This window comes from Roseobacter sp. AzwK-3b (genome assembly GCF_000170875.1).
In the GTDB taxonomy this organism is placed as follows: domain Bacteria; phylum Pseudomonadota; class Alphaproteobacteria; order Rhodobacterales; family Rhodobacteraceae; genus Roseovarius; species Roseovarius litoreus.
Map to the genome: position 1 here is coordinate 193,845 of NZ_ABCR01000004.1, position 19,624 is coordinate 213,468.

The following is a 19,624-nucleotide window of genomic DNA, read 5'->3' on the forward strand; positions in this document are numbered from 1 at the left end:
GCGCCGAGCCGCGCGATCGATACGCCGCCGCTCATTTGATCCTCCAGCCGCGCGATGTGTCAGCCTTGCACCGAATGCGCGCCCGCCGACCTGATCGCCCAAGGGACGCGGCCCCCGCCGCATGCTAATGCTGCGTTCCGCCGCCTGTCCAGGAACCACGACCGATGCCCTGCCGCATATCGTCTTGCTCCCGCTACCCCCCGCACACCCCGCGATGGGCGCCGCCTCGCGATGCGCTGCTGATGACGCCGGATATCCGGGCGCTCGGGCGGATCTCGGAATGGGCAAGATCAGCGGGATGCGCGCTCTGCGTGACACCCGGCCCCAAGATCACCAGGCCCCCGGCTGGCTGGTGGTGGCGCGCTATGCCATGGATGACCCGGACACGATGATCGACCGCCTCACCACCTTCAGAATGCGTCACCCTGAGACGCAGGTGATGCTCGTATCGGCAGGCGCAGGCATCAGCCCGGCACCACACCCTGATCTCCCGATCTGCGATGTGGCCCTACCCGATGCGGCCTCCTATGACGTGATCGAAACGGCGGTGCGCATGATGCATGTCAACAATCTTTTATGGCGGACGCAGCGCCAGCCTCGGGTCTTGCTGGCATGATGGCGCATCGCGCGGCGGGCCTGAGCTGCCCGCGTCCCCCCTCCCCAAAATCCGCCACCGCGACCGTCTCCAGGCCTTGCGCTGAAACCTGCCGACACCCAAAAAAGGAAAGTCCAACGGTTGACATTCTCGCTATGAGTGTGTTTGGTGGTGGCGTGCGAGTGGTGGCCGTCGGGCTCATCTCACCGACGGCGATGTTGCGGTAGGGTCATCGAGTATTATTGCAAAGCCCAGTCCCCAGGAGGACGCATGAACATCGCGCAATCCGGTCGAAAGCCGACCAATCCAAGTGACGAGACATCCATCTGCCTCGTTGCGACCAGTCGGATGATCTCGGAAGCCATCCAGCATTTTCTCAAGACTGAATATGGTTTCGATGTGTCCGTCGCAGGCTCCATAGACGAGGTGCGCAGCCTTGTCGCCGATGGCAATATTCCCGACGTGATCCTGCTCGATCCGGCGAATACCGGCATCAAGGGGCTCGATGCGCTGTCACAGGCCGCCCGGGCCAGCAGCGACTCGAAAATCGTGCTCTTCACCCACAAGGTCGACACGAACCTGGCCAAGAACGCCTTGAGCAAGGGCGCCGACGGCATCATCTCGCATGGCCAGAGCCTCAGATCGCTTGTCAACGCGATCGGCCTCATCCAGAGCGGCGAGGTGTTCATTCCCGCCAATATCAATTCCGAACTGCATCACAACTGGGTCGAACCCGCCCGCCCCCGCAACGAGGCGTTGACGCATCGCGAAAAACGCATCCTGCAACTGGCCTCCGACGGCGGCACCAACAAGGAAATCGCCCAGGAACTCGGCATCACCGAAAGCCAGGTGAAGATGGTCATGCGCACGCTCTGCGCCAAGCTGCAGGCGAAAAACCGCACCCATGCGGTTGTGCGTGCGAACCGGCTCGATCTGATCTGACGGCGCGCGGTCGGTTAACCCTTGGCGACAGGGCGCCCGGCACCGATCCCGCACCGACGCGATACCGACGTCATACCGACGTGATACCGAACGGGTTTTTCCTGCATTTTCCGTGCGTTAATTGCGATTCGCAGCAGGTTGCGGAGTCACCGCCCGGCGCACCATATCCCAATAGATCGTCTCGACATCCGGCAGGCTCAACCGCCCCCCGTCCCGAAACCATGTATTCACACCGGTCAACATGGCAATCACCGCCATCGTGGTGATCTTCGGCTCGGCCACATCGAACAGGCCCAGCGCCACGCCCCGCCGCAGAATATGCTCCAGCTGATCCTCATAGCGCCGCCTAAGCCCTTCTATCACCTCGAAATTTTCCGGGCTCAGATTGCGCAGCTCCATATAGGAGACAAAGACCGCATCGGCCCGCTCGGTATTGAACCGGATATGGAACCTTGCGAACCGCTCCAGCGCCTCCAGCGGGTGCTCGGGCGCCGCCTCCGCCTCCCAGGCTGTCAGAAGATCATCCATATGCGCCTTCATCAGATCGAAAAGCAGGGTCTGCTTGTCGGGCGTGTAATTGTACAAGGCCCCCGCCTGCACCCCCACTTCACCGGCGATTTGTCTCATGGAAACAGCAGCATAGCCCTCTCGGGCAAAAAGGCGCAACGCCGCCTCCCGCACCCGCGGGCCGGTGATGTCGGAATGCGATCCTTGGGTTCTGGCCATGACGGGCAAATTATCTGAACACCCGTTCAGATCAAAGCCCTCGCTTGCCCTCGCCCCTCAAACAGTGGCAAGAGAGAGACAACACACCTGTCCCGAGGTCCGATCCATGCGCGCCGGCACCCTTGTTTTCCTGGCTTTCGCCGCCCTTCTATCGGCGGGCTGCACGCAGCTTCCCGCCCTTGACGACGCGATTGACCCCGCCCTGCGCGACGCGCCCTATCCCCAACTTGTGCCCATTGAAACTCTTCGCGCCAGCGCTCCGGCCCCCGACCTCGGCGACGAAGACCGCAGCGAAATCGACGCCCGCACCGCCACCCTCCGCGCCCGCGCCGCCACCCTTCGCGGCGCCGTGATCGACCCCGACACCCGCGACCGCATGGCCCGTGGCGTGCAGGAAAGGTAAGGCCCCTGAAAACCTGCGTTGCAAGGCCCCGTCGAACCCGTTACATCGCGCGTCCATACCACCCCGGAAGCGACGAATGGAGACCGACATGACAGACCCCCTGCGCCTTGGCATCGCCGGATTGGGGACCGTCGGCACCGGCGTCGTCAAGATCGTCCGCCAGAAAGCCAGCCTGCTGGCCGCGCGCGCCGGACGGCCCATCACCATCTCGGCCATCTCCGCACGCACCCGCGACAAGGACCGCGGCGTGACCCTGTCCGACTACGCATGGGAGGATGATCCTGTCGCCCTTGCCACGCGCGACGATGTGGATGTGTTCGTCGAGCTGATGGGCGGCAGCGACGGGCCTGCCAAGGCCGCGACCGAAGCTGCCATCGCCGCGGGCAAGGACGTGGTCACCGCCAACAAGGCGATGCTGGCCCATCACGGTCAGGCTCTCGCAATCGCTGCAGAAAACGCCGGTCGCGTGCTGCGCTTCGAAGCCGCCGTGGCTGGCGGCATCCCGGTCATCAAGGCGCTGACCGAAGGCCTTGCCGGCAACGAGATCACCCGTGTGATGGGCGTGATGAACGGCACCTGCAACTACATCCTGACCCGTATGCAATCGGCGGGCCTGCCCTATGACACGGTGTTCGACGAGGCCGCGCAGCTTGGCTATCTCGAAGCCGATCCAACGCTCGACGTGGGCGGCATCGACGCCGGTCACAAGCTGTCCTTGCTGGCCTCCATCGCCTTCGGCACGCAGGTCGATTTCGACGCGGTCGATCTTGAAGGCATCGAGAAGGTGACGATCGCCGACATCAGCCATGCCGCCGATATGGACTACCGCATCAAGCTGCTTGGCGTCGCCCGGATGACGGGCCGTGGGCTTGAACAGCGCATGTCGCCCTGTCTTGTCCCCGCCGACAGCCCTCTGGGTCAGCTCGAGGGCGGCACCAACATGGTGGTGCTCGAGGGCGACATGGTCGAACAGATCGTCCTGCGCGGCCCCGGCGCGGGCGAAGGCCCCACCGCCAGCGCCGTGATGGGCGACGTGATGGACATCGCCCGCGGCTGCCGCGTATCGACCTTCGGACAGCCCGCCAAGGGCCTGCAAAAAGCCCAAAGCGCCCTCGGTGCGACGCCCGCCCCCTACTACTTGCGCATGGCGCTCGAGGATAAACCCGGCGCTCTGGCCAAGGTGGCCGCGGTGCTGGGCGAGGCGGGAATATCCATCGACCGGATGCGCCAGTATCGCCACGATGACACCACCGCCCCTGTGCTGATCGTGACCCACAAGACCACCCGCAGCGCGCTCGATGCGGCCCTTGATGCCATGTCGCGGCTGGACGTGGTGGCCACCGAGCCTGTTGCCTTGAGAATAGAAACCGTCTGACCGCAGGCATACGAAAGACCCGCGCCACTTGTGCGCAAAGGGTGCTGCCGCTAATGCTTATGCGACTTGCATCAAACAAGGATTTGCCATGACCGCCGCCGATTTCAACGACCGCATGCTGTCTCTGGGCCTTGCCCGTGTCTCCGAGGCTGCGGCCCTCGCCTGTGCCGACCTGATCGGTCGCGGCGACGAGAAAGCCGCCGATCAGGCGGCGGTGAACGCCATGCGCGAACAGCTCAACATGCTCAGCATCAAGGGCGTCGTGGTGATCGGCGAAGGCGAACGCGACGAAGCGCCGATGCTCTATATCGGCGAAGAGGTGGGCACCGGCGATGGCCCCGGCGTGGACATCGCGCTCGACCCGCTCGAGGGCACGACCCTGACCGCCAAGGCCATGCCCAATGCGCTGACCGTGATCGCCATGGCCCCGCGCGGCACGCTGCTGCACGCCCCGGATGTCTATATGGACAAGCTGGCCATCGGGCCGGGCTATCCCACCGATGTCGTCTCGCTCGCGATGTCGCCGCGCGAACGGGTCGAAGCCCTGGCCAAGGCCAAGGGCTGCAAGCCGTCGGATATCACCGTTTGCATCCTCGAACGCCCCCGCCATCAGGAGATGATCGCCGACGTGCGCAGCACGGGTGCAGCGATCCACCTGATCACCGACGGGGACGTTGCCGGCGTCATGCATTGCGCCGAGCCTGAGCAGACCGGGATCGACATGTATATGGGGTCCGGCGGCGCCCCCGAAGGCGTGCTGGCCGCCAGCGCCCTGAAATGCATGGGTGGCCAGATCTGGGGCCGTCTTCTGTTCCGCAACGACGATGAAAAAGCCCGCGCCGCCAAGGCCGGGATCACCGATCTCGACCGCGTCTATTCGCGCGACGAGATGGTGACCGCCGATGTCATCATCGCGGCGACCGGCGTGACCGATGGCTCGGTGGTGTCGGGCATCAAGCGCCGCCCCGGTTACGTCGAAACCGAAACCGTGCTGATGCGGTCCAAGACCGGCTCGCTGCGCCGGATGATTTACCGCAACCCCACCCGCTGATCCGGCGGGGCGGGGGTGGACACCTATCTCGGCATCGCGCAGTCGCTGACTGGGCGGCGCTGGATCGGTCCCGGCGCCGAGGTCGAGCGCCGCGCCGAAGCGATGGCCCAATCCACCGGCCTGCCCCGTCCGCTGTGCCAGACGCTCGCGCGGCTTGGCGTGCCCGAAACCGAGGCCGAACCCTATCTCGAGCCGTCGCTGCGCGACCTCTTGCCCGATCCGCGCAGCCTTCGGGACATGGAAACCGCCGCCGGCCGCTTCATCGCGGCGGTGCGTGCCCGCGAGCGCATCGCGATCTTCGCGGATTACGACGTGGATGGCGGCTCATCCGCGGCGCTGCTGATCGACTGGCTGCGCCAGATGGGCCTTGCCGCGACGCTCTATATCCCCGACCGGATCGACGAGGGCTATGGCCCCAATGAACCCGCCATGGCCGAGCTTGCGGCGGCCCATGACCTGATCATCTGCGTCGATTGCGGCACGCTGAGCCATGACGCCATCGCAGCCGCACGTGGCGCGGATGTCGTGATCCTCGATCACCACCTGGGCGGCGAGACGCTGCCGCCCGCGCTCGCGGTGGTCAATCCCAACCGGCAGGACGAGACCGGCGATCTGGCGCATCTCTGTGCTGCCGCCGTCGTGTTCCTGATGCTGGTCGAAGCAGGGCGGCAGCTGCGCGAGCGTGGCGAGACACGCCCCGACCTTATGGCCATGCTCGATCTGGTGGCGCTGGCGACCGTGGCCGATGTGGCGCCCCTCAGGGGCGTGAACCGTGCCTTTGTCCGGCAGGGTCTGCGCATCATGGCGCATCGCGACCGTCCGGGCCTTGTGGCGCTCAGCGATGTGGCGCGGCTCGATACGGCGCCCTCGGCTTATCACCTTGGTTTCGTGATGGGCCCGCGTGTCAATGCCGGCGGGCGGATCGGCAAGGCCGATCTGGGCGCGCGGCTGCTGGCGACCCGCGACATCTCCGAGGCGCGATCCCTCGCTGAACGGCTGGATCAGCTGAATTCCGAGCGTCGCGACATCGAAGCCGGCGTGCGCGCCGCCGCCCTCGCCCAGGCCGAGGCACGCGGGCTGGACGCGCCGCTGGTCTGGGCCGCGGGCGAAGGCTGGCATCCCGGTGTCGTGGGGATCGTGGCCTCGCGCCTCAAGGAACTGACGAACCGCCCCGCCATCGTGATCGGCATGGATGGCGACGAGGGAAAAGGCTCGGGCCGGTCCATATCGGGCGTCGATCTGGGCGCGTCGATCCAGCGTCTTGCCGCCGAGGGCCTGCTCATCAAGGGCGGCGGGCACCGCATGGCCGCGGGTCTCACCGTGGCGCGCGATCGGCTTGAGGCGGCGATGGAGCGCCTCTCCGAGTTGCTCGACCGGCAAGGATCAGGCGCCGCAGGCCCCGCCGATCTGCGGCTTGATGGCGTCCTGATGCCCGGCGCCGCCACGGTCGAACTGGTCGAGCGGATCGAAGCCGCCGGCCCCTTCGGCGCAGGCGCGCCGGGGCCGCGCTATGTCTTTCCCGACATGCAGATCGGTTTTGCCAAACGCGTGGGCGATGCGCATTTGAAACTGCGCTTCGGCGACGGATTGTCCGGTCAGCTTGACGCCATCGCCTTCGGCGCCTTCGACAGCCCGCTCGGGCAGGCGCTGATGTCGCATGGCGGCGCGCGGTTCCATCTGGCTGGTCGGATCGGGATCAACGAATGGGGCGGGCGCCGCAGCCCGCAGCTCCAGCTGGAAGACGCGGCTCCTGCCTGACACCGACACGCGGCCCTTTTTCCCGGCACTCCACAGGCGGCTCCAAGGCTCCCGACACGTCACGAACAGAGCGGATCGCATCCCCCGAAAACGGCGCAGACAGCTCACCTGCCCGGCATTTCGGAAATTGTGGTTATTGGTGAAAAAACTGCTTGAACAGGTCAGGTCACTTCTCTAGATAGCCATTCACGCGCAACAGTGGCCCGTTCGTCTATCGGTTAGGACGCCAGGTTTTCAACCTGGAAAGAGGGGTTCGATTCCCCTACGGGCTGCCACTTGGTTAAATCCCCTTATTTTATTGACTTAAATGAACCCGGCGGAACACGTTTCCCCATAGGTTTTCCCCGTAGGTTTATCGCAAGGCAAATTTGCCCTTCGGAAACTGAAAGGTATTTTCTTTCCTTTGGATTCCGAGGTGGAAACCAAGCCCAAGATTCCCTCAGCGTCAGAATCTGGGGGGTCCCACGGCCCAACTACACCATCACACCCTTGCGAGAACGTTCTTCACTGTCGTGGGATACCACTTGCCACCACGGGCTGTAGTCACCCCCGAACGGTTCAACGTGTTTGCAATCTGCTGAAGCGTCCTTCCTGCATCGCGTAGGGGCTTGATGGTGTCCATCACCTTGGCGGCGTGGGCGTCTGCTGTGGTCCTTGCAGCTTCATTGGCCTTGTCGATGTTGCCACGGTTGCCACCCAGCTTTCCTGTCCCCTTCAGAGGTGCGAGGGCTTGCTTGGTGCGAAGGCTGATGAACTCACGTTCCTGTTCCGCAAGGGCGGCATAGATGTGCAGCTGGAACTTGTCAGCGTGGGGCATGGACGACACCTTCAGGTCCAGACGCTTCCTGTCCATCACATTGGCGATGAAGGCCACCTTGCGCGACAGCCTGTCCAGCTTGGCAACCAACAGCGTGGCACCTGTCTTCTCTGCAAGGTCTATGGCCTTCCACAGTTCGGGCCTGTCGTCATCCTTGCCAGACTTCATATCGGTGAACTCGCCTATCACCTCGAACGGGACTTCAGCGTAGGTGTCGAGGTAGAGGTCGATGTCACGGCGCTGGGCGTCCAGACCAAGGCCACTGTCCCCTTGGCGACGGGTGCTGACACGGTAGTAGACAACGAACTGTTTCATGGCGATTCCTCCGGTTTCCACCAGACTACACCCTTATTTATAAATATTCAACGTTGGACTCGTTTTATATATTGGGAAATGTCACGTCGACGTGAAGTTCTGTCTTGGGTGAAATCTCCCGACGTCGGGACATTTGGGCTGGTGGAACCGTTGGGGCATTTGCACCATTGCCACTTTGCTGATGGGATTATTCCGACATTTGTCGGATTTCCACCCCCACGCGAAATCCCCTAGACAGCGTGCTGTCGCACCCCCCGCAGTAGGAAATAGCCCCCGATAGGAAATTGGGCCTGAAAATGAATCCAATGCATACAAGGACTTGTGCAAGGTCGCGAAAAAGTTGTGTTACAAACTCCAAAAAAGGTTTCTATAGTATTATAGAGGCCTACATTTCACTACCACAGTCAACCCATCAAAACGCGACATTATGACGCATATTGGCAGAATTTTTGCAACAAATCCCGAAAAAGGTTGCTATTGTATTATGGAGGCCAACGAAACTTCCTTGACAGAGGCAACCGATTCGGCAGTCCACAAGGCCCCTTTCGTTACATCCTATGCGGGTGCATTTGCCCCACTTAATCAATTCCCATTTATATTCTATTTCTTGAATATATTGTCTGTCTTGGACCTGTAGCGTCCCCAAGCACGTTCTGACGGACTAGCCACACCCCTTTCATCAGTCTTCCACCCAAGTCTCCATCGGAAGCACCTCGGGCGGTGGGTTTGAATTGCCCCCCATCTTTTGGGTTCGTTCCCACCGTCCGCTTTTTCCCACCTCACAGCTTTCTCACGTCAGCCCCCATCGGCTAGCGGACTTTTTCGTTCTGAGGTCGTCAGACCGACTGCCTCCGAGGGCCTCCGAGTCCAGGCGAATGAACCCTCCCACGAAACCAACCAACCAAGAAAGGAACACCCATGTGTCACAGCAACTGAAAGCACGAAGTGCGCCGACCTCCGGTCTAAAGGGCATCGGCGCAGCCCGAAAGAACAGCACCAACCACCGCCACAGACGGCATTCATGGTCCCGGCGATACAACAAGACCTGCATCATCAGCGACTGTGAAAGCCCAGTCTATTGCGACGGTGAAGTCTGGTGGTCCTGCTGTCTGCACCACCTCCAACAAAATCAATTCGGCCCGTTCGCCCCACGCATCAATCACGATGTCGAAGGGTGGCCCCTGCGCGGCGCTGACGCCTCATCCGTTGTGGCTGAAGCCCTTTTCTACCGAGACAATCAACAACAAGGAACAGATTGATGAATTTATATTCGACCAATTGGCGACCTCACGGGCGTGAAGCCCAACAGGCGATTGAACAGCTTTCACAGCACCTCGATGGACGCAAGAAATCCCTACAGGACAAGGACAGGAACACACGCATTCTCAGCGGCTTTCTCGCGGTGCGTGAGGGGCCTTTTGATGTCCGCACGACCAAGGCGCCCAAGGGAGACCAAACGGCCGTCAGGGACGCTGTAGAGGGCCTCACAGGGCCTGTGCTGAAGCGGGTGTCCGGCAAGCACACATACGAGTTCGACAACAGCGTTCTGCCCTATCACACACGAGTTGAAACGACGACAGGAACGAACCGTCAGAAGCTGGAAACGCGGTGGGGCGCAATCTACCACGACAACAGCTTCGACCACCTTCCCTTCGAGGCGTTTGGACGCTTTGGATATGCCAAGCCCCAGCTGGTGGAAATCGTCAGCCCTCATCATCATTGGCGCATCTTCCACGGGGAAACCAAAGCCCCTTCACGGTTCTGGCATGAACTGGACGAAACCCAAGGCGAACACCCCAAGCACGACGAACTGATGGACTACATCCTCGACCGTGCAGCCCTCCGAGGTGTGCATGTAGTTCGCTATGGCCCCAACGCCTTCATCTGTGGCCATCACCAACAGTTCACGCGTCAGCTGGACACCAACATCTCACGTTTCACGAACACGTCAGGCCAGCGTCCTTTGCTGCTGGTGACGGACGAACACGGGCGGAAGATTCCTCGCCCCGGTTCCAGCAACTGAAAATCATTCTCAATTCTGAAAGGACATTCCAATGCACCACATTCGCAACATCGACCGTTTCAACCAGAACATCAATTTCAGCACGTTCCCAGCCTGCGCCACAGACCTCGATGGTCTCATCCACGCAAAAGGAAAGTGTTGGCTTTGGTTGGAGGCCAAGGTTGAGGGCTTCGGTCTACCCCAAGGCCAAGAGATTATGGCGAAGGACCTTGTGCGTTCGCTTGGCCAAACAGCCCCAGCCTTCTTTGCCGTAGCGCATCATGACACCCGCGTATCGGAAGACATCACCGGGGACAACCTGCTGGTCTCGAAGGTCTATGCCTCAGCCCCATGGACCAAAGGGAAGGTGTTTGAACACATCTACACCCAAAGGCCAACGTGGACGAACTTCGCATCAGACATCCTGCTGGTGACGGCTGGGAAACGCATTCTGCATCTCGACAAGGCCAACTTCTGCAACGGTGGCGAACCCGGTGACATCAAGGACATGCTGGATGGATACCTCTGGCGGGCGATGGGCAACGAACCCCTGATGCACGAATACACCGAACTGGACTTCGTGGACCGAGACGAAATGTCGGACGAACTGTGGGCTTTCATCGCCAGTTTTGGGTTCGATGAAGACGACGACAAGGCAATTCTGATGTTCGAGGGCTTTGTGTTCAACTGCTGGCTTGCGAACCGTCATCTCATCGCATGACATCCCACGACAAAGGCACTGGGGCGGGCTTCACAGTCTGCCCCGGCTGTGGCCAAGAGTTCCCATATCGCAGCAACAAGAAAGCCTGTTCCGTCAGGTGCAGGAACAAGGTGAATAGGACTACCCAGAACGGCACCGACAGCCTCACCAAGCGCCGCCAACTCATCCACCGCAACGACACGGCCATGGTGCTGGCAGAACGCCTCTACAGCCTCCCTCCATGCGAACGGCTGGGCTACATCAAGGAACTGGTGGAACGGGCGCGTGAGGGCGACACATGGCTTCGTGAGGTGCTTTCGAACCATCGCCTCATCAAGCCGAACCCCATCCTCGACAGACGCTTATTTCATCGTCACAGCACCGCATATTGCACCATTTCCCAAGCGGCCCAGAACTACTGCAAACGCTTCTGGAAGGCGAATGTGTGGGAGGTGGTGCACAACAAAGTCCCAGAACCACCAACCGGGGAGGTATGACGAAAGCGAACCACCCATGTGAAGGGACTACATCATCCCAAAAAGCGAACCACCCACAATAGGGAGAACACTTGAGTCACCCTCTTTCGAGGAAACTACACAATTATAAATAATCCTGATGAGTATATATTCACAAATAGGTTGAGTTCTTGAGATGGTAGCTTGAGTCCTATCCTTGGGTGCTTGGGACTGGGGGCTTCGCCCTTTGATGTGTAGTCCTGTCTTGGGTGTGCAGAAGTGTAAGAGTCCGACTTTTGGGTGTAGTCATCCCATTGCGCTGGGCCTGTAGGAAATGGATTCCATAATCTCGACCTTCCGGCCAAAGCTGATGTCGTTCCCATACAACCCGTAAGTGATGGTGTTGGGTTCATGGCCCACAATCAAGGCCGCTTGGGGTTCTGGGATTCCCCTGTCCCGCATGAGAAATAACAGCGTTTTACGGAAGCTATGGAACACTAGGGTGTCAGGGTAGCCCAGCGCCGTGCGAAGGCGTCCAAATCGCTTTCCTATCGCAGCGCCGCGCTTGCTGTATTTGTTTTCGGAAGACAGGCCAGACAACAGGAAACCGTCTGTGCTTTCATCCACAAGTCTTGCCACGGTTTGCTTGATGTCGCTGTGAATAGGGATTTCACGCCAACCCGCTTCTGTCTTGGCATCCTGCACGATGAACCTGTCGTCTTTCACGTTTGCCACGGGCATCGAACAGATTTCTTCAAGGCGGCAACCGGTATGGGCACCTAGCTTGATAAGGTCCACCAGCTGCGTGTCTTCCGGCTTGGCTACAATCAATCTTTGGTAGTCTTCCACCGTCCAATGGCGTCGCTTGCGCATCATCGCTGCCGTGGCTGTAGCCTTATTCTTTCGAGGCTTGGGGACCAAACCTTCAGGAGGTGGCGTGGCTTTGGTGTATTCCTTTTTGTGGCAATAGGCCCAATATGCGCGAACGTGTCCCACCTTCTTTTTCACTGTCGGGATACTGCGTTCTTTCAACAGGCCCTCGACCCATCCTTCGAGGTCTTTGCGCGTCACCTTTTCGAAGATGCGGAATTCATCACAGAACTGTTGGACATTGGTTCTGGCCTCATCAGCCGTCTTGGGTTGGTATTCCGCGTGTTCCAACCATTCCATGATGTAGTCTGCTGTTGGGTTCCATTCGCCTGTGACGCGGGCAAATAGTTCGTCTGCGTGGTCTTGGTCCGGGTGGTCCCGAAGGTTTGTTGCCAGTTCCAACATTGCATCACCTTCATGGCCCTGCCACTTGCGCCTGATTTCATCACGCAACAAACGCACCTGTGCTGCAATATCCTCTACGTTTACCGGCCCCCTAGCCTTCCTTGCCGCTTTGATTAGTTCTTTCCATTCTGCCACAAGGGGTAGCTTTTTGATTTCCGCTTCCGACAGACTGTCGGTTTGTAGCGTCTGGGAAAACCGAGTCTTGCCGCTAAAATACGGCTGCACATCCTTCGGGATGTAGACCACGGCGTGCCATGTGTTCCACTGCTTTTCGAGGTGCTTCGGCATGATTTCCCCATAGGTTTTCCCTGTAGGTAGAACTAAAAACATCAACAAATCAACAAAATAAGACCACAAAAGCCAATGTCATTCCGTCCCCTACGGGCTGCCACTCCTCCCCCCGAAAATTCCAAGACAAAAACAGACAGTGTTCGGCCTGTCGATCTGCCCGCTTGAAACGCCCGGCCATCCGGCCGTTTGTCATCTGGGACTTGGCAGGCCAGACAGGCCCAAAAGGCCAAAGGCGCGGCACCACCTCGCTTGCCGCGAAGCCTTCAGGCACAAGATAACCGTGCCCCCGCCCCCCAGGACCAAGGCGCCGCACACCATCCGGAAACGGCCCCCGAAGGCCCGGTCTTCACGTCTTGCCGCGCATCGCGTTGCGCAAGGCCTCGCCAAGTGCCCCTTGCGCGCTCTCGCGCGGCTCGGACTTGGCGCTGGTCTTGGGCGGTTGCGTCTTGTGCGGCCTGCGGCCCGTGGGTTTCTTCTCATGCGAAGGTGTTTGCCCCTCGGACGTGGCCTTGCGCATGCTCAACCCGATGCGCTTGCGGGCCACATCCACCTCGACCACCCGCACCCGGACCACGTCCCCCGCCTTGACCACCTCGTGCGGGTCCTTGACGAACCTGTCCGCCAACTGACTGACATGCACCAGCCCATCCTGATGCACGCCGATATCCACGAAAGCGCCGAAGGCCGCCACATTCGTCACCGTTCCCTCCAGCGACATGCCGGGGCGCAAATCCTTGATGTCGTCGATGCCCTCGGCGAAGCGGGCGGTCACGAAATCGGGCCTCGGGTCACGGCCGGGCTTTTCGAGCTCCCCCAGAATATCGCGCACCGTGGGCAGGCCGAAACGGTCATCCACGAAATCTGCCGCATTCAATCCGCGCAAGGCCTCAGGTGCACCCATGATCGCCCGTATGTCGCGGCCACAGGCCTGCACGATGCGCCGGGCCACGTCATAGGCTTCCGGGTGCACCGAGGTGGCATCCAGCGGCTCGCTGCCATCGCGCAGCCGCAAGAACCCCGCGCATTGCTCGAAGGCCTTCGGCCCCATCCCCGTCACCTTGAGCAGCGCCTTGCGCGACCCGAACCGCCCCTGTGCGTCGCGATGCGCCACGATGGACTGCGCAAGCGACGGCCCCACCCCCGCCACCCGCGCCAGAAGCGGCGCCGACGCCATGTTCAGATCGACCCCCACCGCGTTCACCGCATCCTCGACCACCGCATCGAGCGCCTGTGTCAGACGGCGTTGATCGACATCATGCTGATATTGTCCCACGCCGATGGATTGCGGGGTGATCTTCACCAGTTCGGCCAGCGGATCCTGCAGCCGCCGGGCGATCGACACCGCCCCGCGCAGGGACACATCCAGATCGGGGAATTCCTCGGCCGCAAGTTCCGATGCGGAATAGACCGAGGCCCCCGCCTCGGACACGATCACGCTTGCAGGGCGCGCGCTGCCCTTGGGCAGCTGCTTGAGTGTGTCGGCGACCAGCCGCTCGGTTTCGCGGCTCGCCGTCCCGTTGCCGATGGCGATCAGCTCGATCCCGTGGCGCGCGATCATCGCGGTGATCACGGCCTGTGCGCCCGCCACATCCATGCGCGGCTGAAACGGATAGAGCGTCGCGGTCTCCAAAAGCTTGCCCGTGGCATCCACCACTGCAGCCTTGACCCCGGTGCGAATGCCGGGATCAAGGCCAAGCGTCGGGCGCGGCCCCGCCGGGGCCGCCAGCAGAAGATCGCGCAGGTTGCGGGCAAAAACGGCGATGGCCTCTTCATGCGCACGTTTGCGCAGCGTGCCCATCAGATCGACATACATCGTCAGACTGAGCTTGACCCGCCATGTCCAGCCCGCCACCTCGCGCAGCCACTGATCCCCCGGCCCGTTGCCTGCAATGCCGATCGCCGCCTCGAACATGGCGATGGCGCGGGGGGCGTCGGTTTCGGGATCGGGGGCGATATCGACGGTGACGATCTCTTCCTTGGCCGCGCGCAGAATGGCCAGCGCCCGATGCGACGGGATGCTCGCCCATTTTTCACGGTGATCGAAATAATCCGAGAACTTGACCCCCGCCGCTTCCTTGCCGGGCTGGACCCGCGCGGTAATCAGCGCGGTCTCCTGCATGAAGCTGCGCAAGCGCCCCAGCAGATCGGCGTTTTCGCTCAATTCCTCCACGAGGATATCCCGCGCGCCCTCCAGCGCGGCTTTGGCATCCGCCACCGCCTCGCTCAGATACCCGGCAGCCAGATCCTCGGGCCGGGCCGCGCGATCTTCCATGATGGCGCGCAACAGCGGCTCAAGCCCGTTTTCGCGCGCGATCATCGCCTTGGTGCGGCGCTTCGGCTTGAACGGCAGATAGATGTCTTCAAGGGCGGCCTTGGTGTCCGCACCGGCAATGCTTCGCTCCAGCGCCTCGGTCAGCTTGCCCTGTTCCTTGATCGAGCCAAGGATGACCGCGCGACGCGCCTCAAGCTCGCGCAAATAGCCCAGCCTGTCGGCGAGGGTCCGCAACTGCGTATCGTCAAGGCCGCCGGTCGCTTCCTTGCGATAGCGGGCCACGAAAGGCACCGTCGCCCCCCCATCGAGAAGCTGGACGGTCGCGTTCACCTGATCGGGTCGGGCATTGATCTCGGTGGCGATGATGCGGGCGATGCGCTCTGCGGTCTGGGTCAAATCACGCGTCCTCTGCTGTGCGGACTTCCCTGATACAAGGCGCCGACACCAGAGAAAAGGGGCGCGCGACCACAGGCCTCACACCATCGCGCAAGGCCGTGGGACAGGCGCCACCGCCCCGGCAGGACGGATCAGCAGAAGAGCTGGCGCATCATGCCTGACCGGCACTCAGGACATATCGCTTGCGGCCATTATGCTGCACGGTCGTCAGCAATCCGCGGGTTTCAAGCGACTGTATCGCCCTGTATTTGCTCGCGCGCGAGATCTGATCCAGCAAGGGATGATTGGCCAGATCCGCGGCCTTGAAATGCTCTTTTTCTTCCAAAAGCTGCACCGTCGCGGCCAGCGCATCCAGCTCCGCAGAGCTCAGATCCCCCATCCCGAGATCCGCCTCGAGTGTTCTCAAAGCGATACGCAAGCGCGCCATGGCTGACAGAAGAGTAGACTCGACCATATCGATTTCAATCCTGAATTTTAAAATTTTCAGTCGTCCCATCGCCTTGCAGGGCTGATACACACACGCGCACCGCGAAAAAATCAGCATGGAAGACAGCGGGCCACATTCAAAAAACAACTCGTTTACTATTCCAAATTCGTTACAAGTGTCGTGCCTTGGCACAGTCTGCTTCAAATACAGAAAGCCTAGCACTCGGAACGAAAATAACAAGATGTCTTGCATGCGGCGCGCCCGGCTCGGGCCTGCCTTGCAACCGGCCCCGTGTCACCGGTCCCGTGTCACCAGTCCCGTGTCACCGGCCCCATGTCACCGGCCTCATGTCGCCCAGGGCCTCCGCCACCTCCTGTCCTCATGGCTCGCCCCCGTCGGATGGTTCATGAACCACATGCCGCCCGCGGCCCGCCGCCTTGGCCGCGTAAAGCGCGCGGTCGGCATCATCCATCATCCGCGCAATCATCGCCCCCGCCTCCCGCGCGCCATAGTTCTGGCTCAAGGCCGCGCCGATGCTGGCCGAGATGTCCAGCGGTCTGCCCTCCCACCGCATCGGCTCCTCAAGGCGCGCGATCAGCCGCCTTGCGATATCATCCACCCGCGCGCGATCCACCGGCCCCTCGAGGATCACCACGAACTCATCCCCGCCAAGGCGCAGCACCCGGTCACTGTCGCGCGTCTCGGCCCGCATGATGCCGGCGGCTTGCTGCAACACATGATCGCCAGCCGCATGTCCCAGCGTGTCGTTGACCGCCTTGAAGAAATCGAGATCAAGGTTGAGCAGCGCGAACTCACTGCCGGCATCGATCAGCCGCGTCAGAAGCGGCTCCAGCACGCGCCGGTTGCCAAGCCCGGTCAGCGTATCGGTAAAGGCCTTTTCCTCCGCCGCGATGCGCGCGCCCTGCAGCCGCAGGTTCAACTTGCGCGACGCCTCCATCGCGACCGATTTCGCCTCGATCAGATAGAGCATCTCGACAGCCAGATCGGTCGCCGCGAAATCCCCCGCCGTCAGGGAAAAATCGCGCACCGCCTCCTGCAGGGCGATGCCGAAGGACAGGTTGACCACCGCCCCCCCGGCCACCGGCACCAACACTCCCTTCAGCCCCGTGGAAGGGGGCTGGCGCAGCCGCAGCCGCAAACGTACCGCGCCGCCGTCCATCAGAAGATCGACCCTGTCATCGATGCGCGGGCGGCGCAGCTCGAACAGATCGGCAAACCGGCGTCCCACCACGCCCGAGCGCGCATCGAGCTTGGCCAGCATCGGACCTGCATGGACGATCCGCCCCTCCCGGTCCAGCCGCGCATGCATCGGGCAGAGCACATCCAAAGCCGCCTGATCCGGCGACGCTGCCGCGCCGCAATCCCTCACCCGACCGCCCCGAGGGAAAACGCCCGACCCCTTGCATGATCGGCGCTCAGAAAGTCGATCTCCACACGCTCCACACCAGCCTGCTCGCCCTTATGCTCCAGCAGCACAAGTGCGCCGTAATCGTCCGCCAGCGCCCGGAAAAGACCCACCGCCAGATGGCCAAAGCCCTGCGCGGGGCTGTTCGCTGTGCCGACCCGCAGACAGAACCGGCCATCCGCCTCTTCCGACACATCCATCGGCGGCAGGCGCAGGTCCGACACCGCAAGCGCCGCCCGCCCGGGCAGGTCTTCCAGTGAATGCAGCACCTCCTCGAACGTGTCTCCTCCGAAGCGCAGCAGCCGCCGCACAGCCGCCGCATTGGGATGCGAGACAAGATATGTCCCGATATCCTCCAGGATGTCCGCCTGCGGCCTGTCCAGCGCAGCCGCCACCGCCGCCAGAAGACGCGGCGTGATCTCGGGATCGTAATTCAGCATCGCCTCGAACTCGGAAAAGCCCAGATCGAGGCCGCGCGTGATCGCCTGCCATGTCTCGCGCCCATATGTATCGCATACGAACCGCTCCACCGCGCGGTTGACCAATCCTTGCATTCAACGCTCCCTTCTCAGAAGGCTCGGGTTTCCGACAGGCACGAGGATCGCGCATGAGGATTAAAACCTCCTCAACAGATCAAATTGATGCGAATTTTTTTGGGATCGGATCATGAGCAAGCGGCCCAGTGTTACGCCTGCGGACGGTGTTACGCCTGCGCACGGTGTCACGCCTGCGCAAGGACCGGAATTCACCGATACGATACCGACGTAATACCGACGTTATACCGACGCGATACCGAAGCCGTTTTTCAGAAATCCGTGGGCGCCCCGCCCTCGGCCTTGCGCCGCTCCACGAAGGCCGCCAGTTCCTCATGGATGGCCACTTCCATCGGCGGCGGCTCGAAGCTTGCGATGATGTCGTGAAAGACCTGATGCGCCCTCTGTGCCGTCCAGGCAGCCCCCGCCGCCTCCCATGCTTCGTAGTTGCTCCAGTCACTCAGGAAGGGCTGATAGAAGGCCGTGGTATAGCGGTCCTGGGTGTGCTGGATGCCGAAGTAATGGCTCTGGCATCCCACCTCCCGCACCGCCTCGAGCGCGATGTCCTCGGGGCCGGTCGCGGTCAGGGTAGGGTCCATATAGCGTTGAATATGCTGCAAAATCTCGCAATCCATCACGAATTTCTCGGGGCTGGCGATCAGCCCGCCCTCCAGCCAACCGGCGGCATGATAGACCATGTTGGCGCCCGACTGCACCGCCGACCACAGGCTGTTCGAGGTCTCCCACATGGCCTGCCCATCCGGCACATTCGCAGCACACACCCCGCTGGCCCGCATCGGCAGACCGTAGAACCGCGCCATCTGCCCCGTCATCTGCGTGGCGCGCATGTATTCCGGCGTCCCGAAGGCCGGCGCTCCGGTTTTCATATCCACATTCGACGTGAAGGTCCCGATCGCACAACACGCCCCCGGTCGGATAATCTGCGCCAGCACCACCGCACACAATCCCTCCGCCAGACTCAACGTCACCGCCCCCGACATCGTCACCGGCGCCATCGCCCCGGCCAGTGTGAACGGCGTGACCACAAGCCCCTGATTGCGCCGCGCCACCCGCATCCAGCCATCCAGCATGGGGTAGTCATGCTTGAGCGGCGAGGTGGAGTTGATGTTGGTATACATATGCGGCCGCGCCTCGAATTCGGCATCGCTCAGCCCGGCGGCGATACGGACCATTTCCATCACGTCCTCGACCCGCTCTTGGCCCAGGCAATAGGCGTGAGCCACCTTGTCGGTCAGGGTCAGCTTGTCATAAAGCACATCCAGATGGCGCACGCTGGCATGGATGTCCTGCGGTTCCACCGGATAGCCGCCGATGAAATGCACGCAGTTGAAATACTGGCTCAGTTTCAAAAGGTTGCGGCACATCTCACGATTGCCCGTCACCTTTCGGCCGAGGGCCATATCCCAGTAATTCGGCGGCGACGAGACATTGCCAAACACCATGTTGCGCCCGCCGATGGCAAGCTGCCTTGCAGGATTGCGGGGCGTGATCGTCCATTCGCGCGGCGCCTTTGCAATCATATCCATGACGAAGTCGCGGCCCATGCGCACATTCTCGCCGCGTATGGTGCAGCCGCCAGATCCGCGCAGGACCTCCAACGCCTCGGGGTTCAAAAACTCGATCCCGATCTCTTCGAGAATCCGCATCGCGCCATCATGGATCGCGGCGATCCCGGCCTCATCCAGTGGCTCGACGGGCCGGTCGATATTGACTGGCGGCGCCCATGGCATCTGCTCGATCGCCGCGGTGCCCCGGCGCTCCGCGTTGCCTGCCCGCCCGCCCGCGCGCTGCCTGCGTCTCAAAGCTTTTGCCATCGCCGGGATTCCTTTTGCGGCTCTGGATCA

The 19,624-nt window shown here is 61.7% G+C and carries 17 protein-coding genes and 1 tRNA gene; 10 read left to right on the top strand and 8 right to left on the bottom strand.

The window, feature by feature from the left end; genetic code table 11:
• Nucleotides 1-280: 280 nt before the first annotated feature.
• Together RAZWK3B_RS09035 and RAZWK3B_RS09040 are read left to right on the top strand one after the other, a co-directional pair.
• The gene (locus RAZWK3B_RS09035) at nucleotides 281-616 is read left to right on the top strand and encodes a hypothetical protein (RefSeq protein WP_157132209.1); all 336 of its coding nucleotides are present in this window, start codon (nucleotides 281-283) and stop codon (nucleotides 614-616) included.
• A gap of 249 nt (nucleotides 617-865) precedes the next feature.
• Nucleotides 866-1,537, top strand: coding sequence for a response regulator transcription factor (locus tag RAZWK3B_RS09040; protein ID WP_007814337.1), 672 nt, complete (start codon nucleotides 866-868; stop codon nucleotides 1,535-1,537).
• Between the two features lie 117 nt (nucleotides 1,538-1,654).
• On the opposite strand, the gene RAZWK3B_RS09045 is transcribed toward RAZWK3B_RS09040, so the two are convergent.
• Nucleotides 1,655-2,263: a TetR/AcrR family transcriptional regulator gene (locus tag RAZWK3B_RS09045; RefSeq protein WP_007814339.1), complete on the bottom strand. Its 609-nt coding sequence runs from the start codon at nucleotides 2,261-2,263 to the stop codon at nucleotides 1,655-1,657.
• A 106-nt stretch (nucleotides 2,264-2,369) separates the two neighbouring features.
• Between RAZWK3B_RS09045 and RAZWK3B_RS20890 the strand changes: the two genes are divergently transcribed.
• The 5 genes from RAZWK3B_RS20890 (at nucleotide 2,370) to RAZWK3B_RS09070 (ending at nucleotide 7,125) form a co-directional block, all read left to right on the top strand.
• The gene (locus tag RAZWK3B_RS20890) at nucleotides 2,370-2,666 is read left to right on the top strand and encodes a hypothetical protein (RefSeq protein ID WP_007814340.1); all 297 of its coding nucleotides are present in this window, start codon (nucleotides 2,370-2,372) and stop codon (nucleotides 2,664-2,666) included.
• Between the two features lie 88 nt (nucleotides 2,667-2,754).
• Nucleotides 2,755-4,041: a homoserine dehydrogenase gene (locus RAZWK3B_RS09055; protein ID WP_037295528.1), complete on the top strand. Its 1,287-nt coding sequence runs from the start codon at nucleotides 2,755-2,757 to the stop codon at nucleotides 4,039-4,041.
• Between the two features lie 88 nt (nucleotides 4,042-4,129).
• On the top strand, nucleotides 4,130-5,092 hold the full coding sequence (gene glpX / locus RAZWK3B_RS09060; RefSeq protein WP_007814345.1) for a class II fructose-bisphosphatase: 963 nt from the start codon (nucleotides 4,130-4,132) through the stop codon (nucleotides 5,090-5,092).
• 15 nt (nucleotides 5,093-5,107) lie between these two features.
• Complete coding sequence (recJ, locus tag RAZWK3B_RS09065) at nucleotides 5,108-6,850, top strand: single-stranded-DNA-specific exonuclease RecJ (RefSeq protein WP_007814347.1); 1,743 nt, start codon at nucleotides 5,108-5,110, stop codon at nucleotides 6,848-6,850.
• Between the two features lie 200 nt (nucleotides 6,851-7,050).
• Nucleotides 7,051-7,125 (top strand) — tRNA-Glu (locus tag RAZWK3B_RS09070).
• Between the two features lie 206 nt (nucleotides 7,126-7,331).
• Here the strand turns inward: RAZWK3B_RS09070 and RAZWK3B_RS09075 are convergent.
• Nucleotides 7,332-7,982, bottom strand: coding sequence for a recombinase family protein (locus RAZWK3B_RS09075; RefSeq protein WP_007814349.1), 651 nt, complete (start codon nucleotides 7,980-7,982; stop codon nucleotides 7,332-7,334).
• A gap of 1,258 nt (nucleotides 7,983-9,240) precedes the next feature.
• Here RAZWK3B_RS09075 and RAZWK3B_RS09085 point away from each other — a divergent pair.
• The 3 genes from RAZWK3B_RS09085 to RAZWK3B_RS09095 all read left to right on the top strand — a co-directional run bounded on the left by RAZWK3B_RS09085 (nucleotide 9,241) and on the right by RAZWK3B_RS09095 (nucleotide 11,181).
• Nucleotides 9,241-10,005 carry a hypothetical protein gene (locus tag RAZWK3B_RS09085; protein ID WP_007814351.1) on the top strand — a complete coding sequence of 255 codons (765 nt, stop codon included), beginning with the start codon at nucleotides 9,241-9,243 and terminating at the stop codon, nucleotides 10,003-10,005.
• A gap of 31 nt (nucleotides 10,006-10,036) precedes the next feature.
• Nucleotides 10,037-10,705: a hypothetical protein gene (locus tag RAZWK3B_RS09090; protein ID WP_007814353.1), complete on the top strand. Its 669-nt coding sequence runs from the start codon at nucleotides 10,037-10,039 to the stop codon at nucleotides 10,703-10,705.
• A 110-nt stretch (nucleotides 10,706-10,815) separates the two neighbouring features.
• Complete coding sequence (locus tag RAZWK3B_RS09095) at nucleotides 10,816-11,181, top strand: hypothetical protein (protein ID WP_007814354.1); 366 nt, start codon at nucleotides 10,816-10,818, stop codon at nucleotides 11,179-11,181.
• 264 nt (nucleotides 11,182-11,445) lie between these two features.
• Here the strand turns inward: RAZWK3B_RS09095 and RAZWK3B_RS20190 are convergent, their stop codons facing one another.
• The 6 genes from RAZWK3B_RS20190 to RAZWK3B_RS09125 all read right to left on the bottom strand — a co-directional run bounded on the left by RAZWK3B_RS20190 (nucleotide 11,446) and on the right by RAZWK3B_RS09125 (nucleotide 19,594).
• Nucleotides 11,446-12,702, bottom strand: coding sequence for a DUF6538 domain-containing protein (locus tag RAZWK3B_RS20190; RefSeq protein WP_007814357.1), 1,257 nt, complete (start codon nucleotides 12,700-12,702; stop codon nucleotides 11,446-11,448).
• A gap of 349 nt (nucleotides 12,703-13,051) precedes the next feature.
• Complete coding sequence (locus tag RAZWK3B_RS09105; protein ID WP_007814359.1) at nucleotides 13,052-15,373, bottom strand: Tex family protein; 2,322 nt, start codon at nucleotides 15,371-15,373, stop codon at nucleotides 13,052-13,054.
• A gap of 151 nt (nucleotides 15,374-15,524) precedes the next feature.
• A complete protein-coding gene (locus RAZWK3B_RS09110) occupies nucleotides 15,525-16,052 on the bottom strand; it encodes a hypothetical protein (protein ID WP_157132210.1) in 528 nt (175 codons plus the stop codon).
• Nucleotides 16,053-16,179: 127 nt separating this feature from the next.
• Entirely contained in the window at nucleotides 16,180-17,190 is a 1,011-nt protein-coding gene (locus RAZWK3B_RS09115) for a diguanylate cyclase domain-containing protein (protein ID WP_232279502.1), read from the bottom strand.
• Entirely contained in the window at nucleotides 17,187-17,780 is a 594-nt protein-coding gene (locus tag RAZWK3B_RS09120; protein ID WP_007814366.1) for a heme NO-binding domain-containing protein, read from the bottom strand. The genes RAZWK3B_RS09115 and RAZWK3B_RS09120 overlap by 4 nt, the downstream gene beginning before the upstream one ends.
• Nucleotides 17,781-18,031: 251 nt before the next feature.
• The gene (locus RAZWK3B_RS09125) at nucleotides 18,032-19,594 is read right to left on the bottom strand and encodes a trimethylamine methyltransferase family protein (RefSeq protein ID WP_007814368.1); all 1,563 of its coding nucleotides are present in this window, start codon (nucleotides 19,592-19,594) and stop codon (nucleotides 18,032-18,034) included.
• Between the last annotated feature and the right edge of the window lie 30 nt (nucleotides 19,595-19,624).

Bases quoted from the DNA above. Each gene is read 5' to 3' on its own strand.
- RAZWK3B_RS09035 (WP_157132209.1), top strand. From the start codon at position 281: ATGGGCAAGATCAGCGGGATGCGCGCTCTGCGTGACACCCGGCCCCAA.
- RAZWK3B_RS09040 (WP_007814337.1), top strand. From the start codon at position 866: ATGAACATCGCGCAATCCGGTCGAAAGCCGACCAATCCAAGTGACGAG.
- RAZWK3B_RS09045 (WP_007814339.1), bottom strand. From the start codon at position 2,263: ATGGCCAGAACCCAAGGATCGCATTCCGACATCACCGGCCCGCGGGTG.
- RAZWK3B_RS20890 (WP_007814340.1), top strand. From the start codon at position 2,370: ATGCGCGCCGGCACCCTTGTTTTCCTGGCTTTCGCCGCCCTTCTATCG.
- RAZWK3B_RS09055 (WP_037295528.1), top strand. From the start codon at position 2,755: ATGACAGACCCCCTGCGCCTTGGCATCGCCGGATTGGGGACCGTCGGC.
- glpX (WP_007814345.1), top strand. From the start codon at position 4,130: ATGACCGCCGCCGATTTCAACGACCGCATGCTGTCTCTGGGCCTTGCC.
- RAZWK3B_RS09075 (WP_007814349.1), bottom strand. From the start codon at position 7,982: ATGAAACAGTTCGTTGTCTACTACCGTGTCAGCACCCGTCGCCAAGGG.
- RAZWK3B_RS09085 (WP_007814351.1), top strand. From the start codon at position 9,241: ATGAATTTATATTCGACCAATTGGCGACCTCACGGGCGTGAAGCCCAA.
- RAZWK3B_RS09090 (WP_007814353.1), top strand. From the start codon at position 10,037: ATGCACCACATTCGCAACATCGACCGTTTCAACCAGAACATCAATTTC.
- RAZWK3B_RS20190 (WP_007814357.1), bottom strand. From the start codon at position 12,702: ATGCCGAAGCACCTCGAAAAGCAGTGGAACACATGGCACGCCGTGGTC.
- RAZWK3B_RS09110 (WP_157132210.1), bottom strand. From the start codon at position 16,052: ATGCAAGACATCTTGTTATTTTCGTTCCGAGTGCTAGGCTTTCTGTAT.
- RAZWK3B_RS09120 (WP_007814366.1), bottom strand. From the start codon at position 17,780: ATGCAAGGATTGGTCAACCGCGCGGTGGAGCGGTTCGTATGCGATACA.
- RAZWK3B_RS09125 (WP_007814368.1), bottom strand. From the start codon at position 19,594: ATGGCAAAAGCTTTGAGACGCAGGCAGCGCGCGGGCGGGCGGGCAGGC.